3 protein-coding genes are annotated in these 7,478 nt (G+C 51.2%); all 3 read left to right on the top strand.

Features of this window, described 5'->3' with window-relative positions:
* The first annotated feature begins 462 nt into the window (after window positions 1-462).
* The 3 genes from KO503_RS17685 to KO503_RS00415 are packed head-to-tail and all read left to right on the top strand — an operon-like array spanning window position 463 to window position 7,459.
* A complete protein-coding gene (locus KO503_RS17685) occupies window positions 463-2,766 on the top strand; it encodes a type I restriction-modification system subunit M (protein ID WP_303507115.1) in 2,304 nt (767 codons plus the stop codon).
* Entirely contained in the window at window positions 2,766-4,205 is a 1,440-nt protein-coding gene (locus KO503_RS00420; RefSeq protein ID WP_215989629.1) for a restriction endonuclease subunit S, read from the top strand. The genes KO503_RS17685 and KO503_RS00420 overlap by 1 nt, the downstream gene beginning before the upstream one ends.
* Window positions 4,202-7,459 carry a type I restriction endonuclease subunit R gene (locus tag KO503_RS00415; RefSeq protein ID WP_215989628.1) on the top strand — a complete coding sequence of 1,086 codons (3,258 nt, stop codon included), beginning with the start codon at window positions 4,202-4,204 and terminating at the stop codon, window positions 7,457-7,459. Before KO503_RS00420 ends, KO503_RS00415 begins: the two co-directional genes overlap by 4 nt.
* The last annotated feature ends 19 nt before the right edge of the window (window positions 7,460-7,478 follow it).

Raw genomic sequence — 7,478 nt, 5'->3', positions numbered from 1 at the left:
CTTTATATGACGACGGACAATGATCAAGTTCTGACGGTACTCATCTCATCATGAACGGCGGCTTCGTCCGCACAACAGACCTTCATCCTCCGAAAATGCTGCGGGATGCACGAATGGCTGCTTTGGCGTAGCGCCACTGAGGCGAAGGCGTTACTGATGATTAGCAGGTCAGGGCCGTTCACGCCGCTCGAAATTAGGGGCTATTAGTGTTGCTTGAACATCACGTACTGAATCGGGAATTGTTTTCCAAATCTTGCTGGCGTTATGCGCCAATATGGGACGCCCATTTAGATATCGAGAATCTCAAAAATCAGGCCTGTCCATCGCCTAATAGCGCTTTGTGATGTTCAACCCATGCCCTCATGGCAGGTTCAAACCGTAAGCGGTAAGTGACTATACAAAAAATGGTCTTCAACCTACGGTGATCTTAACCAAAAATGCATTTATATATGGGCGGAAAACGTGACTCAATCTACTAACAATCTCGCTTCCTACATTTGGTCACTTGCGGATCTCTTGCGCGGGGATTTCAAGCAGAGCCAATATGGCCGTATTATTCTGCCATTCACTCTGCTGCGCCGCCTTGAATGTGTGCTGGCTTCACACAAGGCAGATGTTCTTGCAGAAGCTGATCGCATTGAAAGCATGGGGTTGCCGGAAGAGGCCAAAGAAAAGCTATTGCTCCGCGCCTCGACGTTATCGTTTTACAACACTTCGAAAATGGATCTCGCGACGTTGGGTGCCAGCGGTATCAAAGACAACCTTGAAAGCTACATTCAGAGCTTTTCAACCGATGCACGCGAAATCTTCGAGCACTTCAAGTTTGGGGAATTCATCGCGCAACTGAGTGATGCGAATTTGCTTTACAAAGCCGTGCAACAGGTCAAAGGCGCTGATCTTCGGCCTGACGCTGTTTCAAACCACGACATGGGGCTGGTGTTCGAAGAGCTTATCCGCCGCTTTGCCGAAGGGTCCAATGAAACGGCAGGGGAACACTTTACGCCCCGCGATATTGTCGATCTCACCACATCCCTTGCGTTCATGGAAGACGACAAGGGTCTTTCCCAAGACGGCATCATTCGCACCATCTATGACCCCACAGCGGGCACCGGCGGGTTTCTATCCGCTGGTATGGAATATGTTATGCAACTCAACCCTGCAGCGGTCATGCGGGCGTTTGGGCAGGAATTGAACCCAGAAAGCTATGCGATCTGCAAAGCGGATATGCTGATCAAGGGCCAAGACGTCACCAATATCAAACTGGGCAATACCCTGTCGCAGGACCAACTGGGCAACGACAAATTCGATTACATGCTGTCCAACCCGCCCTTTGGTGTGGATTGGAAAAAGATCGAAAAAGACATCAAGGACGAGAACGCGATCAAAGGCTTTGATGGACGCTTTGGCCCTGGCTTGCCGCGCGTCTCTGATGGCTCGCTTTTGTTCCTGATGCACCTGATCTCAAAACTGCGCGACACGGACGAAGGCGGCGGGCGCATTGGCATCATCCTCAATGGATCACCGCTCTTCACGGGGGGCGCTGGATCGGGCGAAAGCGAAATTCGTCGTCATATTCTTGAAACCGATTTGCTTGAGGCCATCGTCGCCTTGCCCACGGACATGTTCTACAACACTGGCATCTCGACCTATGTCTGGGTGCTGACGAACAAGAAGGCACCGGAACGCAAGGGCAAGGTGCAGCTGGTCAATGGCACTGACCTGTATAGCAAGATGCGCAAATCTCTGGGGTCCAAACGCAAATGGATGGATGAGGGCGACATCGCCACGATCACCCGCTGCTTTGGAAACTTCGAACCTGTCGAGGCGGAAACGCTCGACAAACCCGAGGACGCCAAAAGCAATCGGGGGCGGCAATCTGCGACCCCTAAAGCGGTCACGCCCAAGACCTTTGCCTCTAAGATCTTCCACACCCATGAGTTTGGCTACCGGCGTTTAACGATCGAGCGGCCCTTGCGCGAAAGCTATCAGTTCAGCGATGATCGTATCGCCCCTCTGCGCTTTGCGCCCAAACCGCTGCACGCCATCACAGAGTGGATTTACGAACAGTATGGCACAGGCTGGGATGAGAACGGCGCGGATTACGGCGTGCTGAGCGATCACGAAATCGACATCCGCACCCATATCAAGGCAGAGTTCCCCGAGCTGAAAGAGAAACAGATCAAAGATGCGCTGGACCCAAAGACATGGCGCGACCAACTGGCGATTTTGCAAACGGCGCGGGCCTTGCAGGCCAAGATCGGCACGGATCAGCATGACGATATGAACGGCTATGACGCGGCGATCAAAGCGACGGGGATCAAGCTGGACACCGCAGCCAAGAAACAAATCACCACTGCGGTTAGCTGGAAGAACCCAAAGGCCGAAAAGGTCGTCAAGAAGGTGCACAAAAACACCGCCGCAAATCCGCTGTATGGGCTGTTCGCGGTGGATGGGCAGGTCGTGGAATACAAACCCGACGGCGATCTGCGCGATAATGAGAACGTGCCGCTGGACCCAATGCGGCCTGTGAACGCGCTGAACGAAGCGTATTTTACAGCAGAGGTCGCACCCCATGTGCCAGATGCGTGGATTGACGCGGGCAAGGTGGATGCGATTGATGGCGGTATTGGCATCGTTGGCTATGAAATCCCGTTCAACCGGCATTTCTATACCTACACCCCGCCGCGCGATCTGGCCGAGATTGACGCCGAACTGGACGCTGTCAGCGCCGAGATCATGGTGCTGCTGCAAGAGGTGCATGTGTGATGGCCGCAGGACAAGCAAAATATCGGCCCTATCCGGCGTATAAACCCTCTGGTGTGGAGTGGCTGGGAGATATTCCTGAGGGGTGGGGGACATTTCAGTTCAAGCGCACTGTTGATGGATGCGTGAATGGATTTTGGGGCGATAATCCCGACGGCGGGACAAATGATACTATCGTAGTTCGCGTCGCAGATTTTGATCGACCAAAATTATCGCTCGTTGACGACGGATATTCAGTTCGAAGCATACGACCTTCTGAAAAAGCGAACCGCAAGCTGAGCTATGGGGATCTACTCATTGAGAAATCCGGTGGCGGCGAAAAAACTTTGGTTGGTCAGGTTGTACAGTTCCAAAAAACGTTTGAAGCAGTTACATCAAATTTTGTGGCAAAGATGTCCCCTCTTGAACACTTTGATAGCAGCTTCCTAACATATGCGTTCCATACTGCTTATTCGATCAATCTGAATTTGCGTTCTGTCAAGCAAAGTACGGGAATCCAGAACTTAGATAGCAACGCATACCTATCTGAGACATGGACGTTCCCCCCTCTCTCCGAACAAACCAAAATCGCGGCTTTTTTGGATCATGAGACGGCCAAGATTGATGGGTTGATTGCCAAGCAGGAGCGGTTGATCGCGCTGCTTGAGGAAAAGCGCCAAGCGGTGATCAGCCATGCCGTGACCAAGGGTCTCGACAAATCCGCCCCCCTGCGCCCCTCCGGCATCGACTGGCTCGGCGATGTTCCCGCGCATTGGCGGATTGGCCGAGTTGGGCTGGTTTGCAGCTATATCTCATATGGATTCACGAACCCAATGCCTACCACCGATGCAGGGCCCTATATGTTGACCGCAGCGGATATTGAGTTTGGTGCAGTGAATTACCAATCAGCACGAAGAACGAGTGACCTTGCATTCCGAACTAAATTGTCTCCAAAAAGCAAACCAGAAATCGGAGACATTCTTATTACAAAAGATGGCACCTTGGGGCGCGTAGCATTAGTTCGCGATGAAGAGGAGATATGTATCAGCCAATCGATTGCTCTTCTACGCGTCGATCCTGATGAGATATTTCCCGAATATTTGGAATCGCTGCTTTCTGCTGAAATCTATCAAAAAAAGATGATATTTGATGCCGGTGGCACAACTATCAAGCATATCTATATTTCCATTCTCGCTAGGATGAATCTCACAATTCCACCATATGAAGAACAAAAAATGATATGCGATACTGTCAAGCTAAGGTCCCGCTATTTTGACCAAATAGATAACAAAGCCCAATCCGCCATCACCCTCCTCAAAGAACGCCGCACGGCGCTGATCTCTGCCGCGGTGACGGGCAAGATTGATCTGCGCGATTGGCAAGCGCCTGAGGGGGCGCAAAATTCTATTGCTCAAGATATTTCCAAACAAGAGATTGACCAAACCAAGGAGGCCTCCGCGTGAGCATTTCCCATGGCGTGACCCAAGAAGTTATTTTTCAAAACGAAATGATTGCCCAGATGGTGGCCAGCGGTTGGCAGCTTGGCACGCCCAGCGGTTATAATCGCGAGCTGGCGATCTATTCCGAAGACCTGATCGGCTTTGTCAAAGACACCCAAGATGAGGCTTGGCAAAAACACTGCAAGAATTACCCAAATGACCCAGAGGCCAAGCTGTTGGACCGTGTGGCCAGTCAGCTCAACAAAGCCGACCCCAACGCCACGTCCAAAGACCTGCGCACATTCGGTACGCTGGGTGTGCTGCGCCACGGTGTCAAAGACCGCAACGCCAAGTTCAGCCTGTGCCAGTTCAAGCCCGAACACGACCTGAACCCAGACACATTGGCGCGCTACGAACAAAACCGCCTGCGCATCGTGCCAGAGCTGGTCTATAGCCCCTATGCCACAGACAAACATCTGGCAGAGGAAGGCACACAGGCCAAGAAATGGCGCATCGATCTGGTGTTGTTCGTGAACGGTCTGCCGATTGTGACGCTTGAGCTGAAATCAGAGTTCAAGCAATCGGTGCAAAACGCAATCACACAATACAAGAAAACCCGACTGCCGATTGATCCGGCCACCAAAAAGCCAGAGCCGCTGTTGACCTTCAAACGCGGGGCCTTGGTGCATTTCGCGGTGAGCCAGTTTGAGGTCTATATGGCGACCAAGCTGGACGGGGCTGACACGTATTTCTTGCCGTTCAACAAAGGCACCCGTGAGGGTGGCGCAGGCAATGACGTGCCCGAAGATGAGAACAGCTACGCCACGGGGTATCTGTGGAACGAGGTGCTGCAGCCTGACGCGCTGCTAAACATTCTCGCGCGGTTCATGCATTTGCAGATCGAAGATCGCGAGGACTTTGAGGGGCGCAAGTTCAAGAAAGAAACGATGATCTTTCCAAGGTATCACCAGTGGGATGTGGTTGGAAAATTGATGAAGGCGGGCAGGGACGAGGGGCCAGGCAATAAGTATTTGATCCAGCACAGTGCGGGGTCGGGTAAGTCGAACTCGATCGCATGGACAGCACATCAACTGTCATCGCTGTTTGACGGCACCAAGAAGGTGTTTGATAGCGTGATCATCGTAACAGACCGCACGGTGTTGGATGATCAGTTGCAAGAAACGATCTATCAGTTCGAACATCAAGACGGCGTTGTCGGGCGTATCAACCACGCAGAAGGCGACGGGTCTAAGTCAGAAAAGCTGGCCGCCGCGTTGGAGGGATCGCAGCCGATCATCATCGTGACCATTCAAACGTTCCCTCATGTTCTGAAGGCGATTGAGAACAGCACCAATCTGAAAGAGCGCAATTACGCGATCATAGCAGATGAGGCGCATTCATCGCAGACGGGCTCAACAGCGGGCAAGCTCAAGGCTGTGTTGATGATGGAAGGGCATGATGATGACACGGAATTGAGCTCAGAGGATATTCTGGATGCGGCCGTCGCGGCAAAGCGCAAGGCCACGAACCTGAGTTACTTTGCCTTTACCGCGACGCCCAAGACTAAGACGCTTGAGTTGTTTGGCCGTGTGCCGAACCCAGCTGAGCCGCCATCAAAAACGAACCTGCCCGTTGCCTACCATGTCTATTCCATGCGGCAAGCGATCGAAGAAAAGTTCATTTTGGACGTGCTTCGGAATTATACGAGCTACAAAGTGGCCTACAATCTGGCGCTCAAGGCGCAAGAGGCGGACGCAGAGGTCGATAGCAAAAAGGCCAAGGTCAGGTTGAACCAATGGGTTCGGCTGCATGACTACAACATATCGCAAAAGGTGCGTGTGATTGTGGAACACTTTAAAGACAACGTCAGCGGTCTTTTGGGCGGGCAGGCCAAAGCGATGGTCGTGACCAGTTCGCGCAAAGAAGCTGTTCGCTATAAGCTGGCATTCGACAAGTACATCACCGAGAAAGGCTATGATAAAGTGCATGCGATGGTCGCCTTTTCGGGTGAGGTCGAGTTTGGGACCAGTGATCCAAATAGCCAAGGTCTGCTTGGTGAAAAGTTCACTGAGGGGAATATGAACCCCAATCTCAAAGGTCGCGATATGCGCAAAGCTTTTGACACCGAAGACTATCAGGTCATGATCGTCGCCAATAAGTTTCAGACTGGCTTTGATCAACCTAAGCTGTGTGCGATGTACGTCGATAAAAAATTGGCAGGCGTGGAATGCGTTCAAACTCTGTCGCGGCTGAATAGGACGTATCCGGGTAAGGACATCACGGGCACATATGTGCTCGACTTTTTCAATGAGCCAGAAGAGGTTTTGGCGGCCTTCCAAGAATATTATCAGACCGCAGAGTTGATCGATGTTTCAAATCCCAATCTCGTTTTTGACTTGTCGGAAAAAATACGGGCTTTTGGTATTTTTACCTGGTCAGAAGTTGAAAGGTTTTGTGAAGCATTCCTCAAGAAAACCATGAGCAACGCAGCTGTCGCCAATATCTGTAAACCGGCAGTTGATCGATGGACGGCGCGCTACAAGTCCGCCACAGAGGCTCATAAGATGGCCCTTGAAATGTTTGAGCGGGCTAAGAAAAGTGGCGATGCGGTTTTGATCGCCAACACGGATCAGACCCTGAAACAATGCACAACGGAAAAGGATGCCTTAGAGCTCTTCAAGAAAGATCTTGGGACCTTTGTTCGTTTTTACGAATTCATTTCTCAAATCGTGGACTATGACGACAAGGATCTCGAGAAGCTTAGCATCTATGCGCGACAACTCGGCCCGCTTCTGCGCGAAGCAAACATTGATGAAGACGAATTGGATTTAGGTGATATTGCGCTCAGCCATTATCGCTTGTCGAAGATCAAGCAGCAAAACCTTCAACTTGCGTCAGATGCCGCAGAAGGACTTCAGCCTGGGAGTGGCTTGGGCAGTGGTAAAGCCAGAGACAAACAAGAAGAATTCTTGTCACAGATTATAGAACGCCTCAACGAAGTTTTCGCCGGTGATGGACTGACCGAGTCAGATATGCTTAGCTATGCGAGGACAATCAAAGAGAAAGTTAAGGAAAATCAAAAGGTAATTGCTCAAATCGCGAACAATACTCGCGATCAAGCCCTTTTGGGGGATTTCCCTAGCGCCGTGGAAGAGGCCATTCTGAACAGCAACGCAGCTCAGCAAAAACAGATGATGACATTGCTTTCCAAGTCAGACAAATTTGGACAGTTTATGAATACAATTTATGATTTGATGCAGAACGATGCCGGTAACTAGAACAGGCTGTACACAAGCA

The organism is Pacificibacter marinus, assembly GCF_018860505.1.
GTDB classification, from domain to species: domain Bacteria; phylum Pseudomonadota; class Alphaproteobacteria; order Rhodobacterales; family Rhodobacteraceae; genus Celeribacter; species Celeribacter marinus_B.
The sequence above is the reverse complement of the archived record's forward strand: the minus strand, read 5'-3'. Positions and strand labels throughout refer to the sequence as shown.

Coding starts and splice junctions, on each gene's coding strand:
- KO503_RS00420 (WP_215989629.1), top strand. CDS start 2,766: ATGGCCGCAGGACAAGCAAAATATCGGCCCTATCCGGCGTATAAACCC.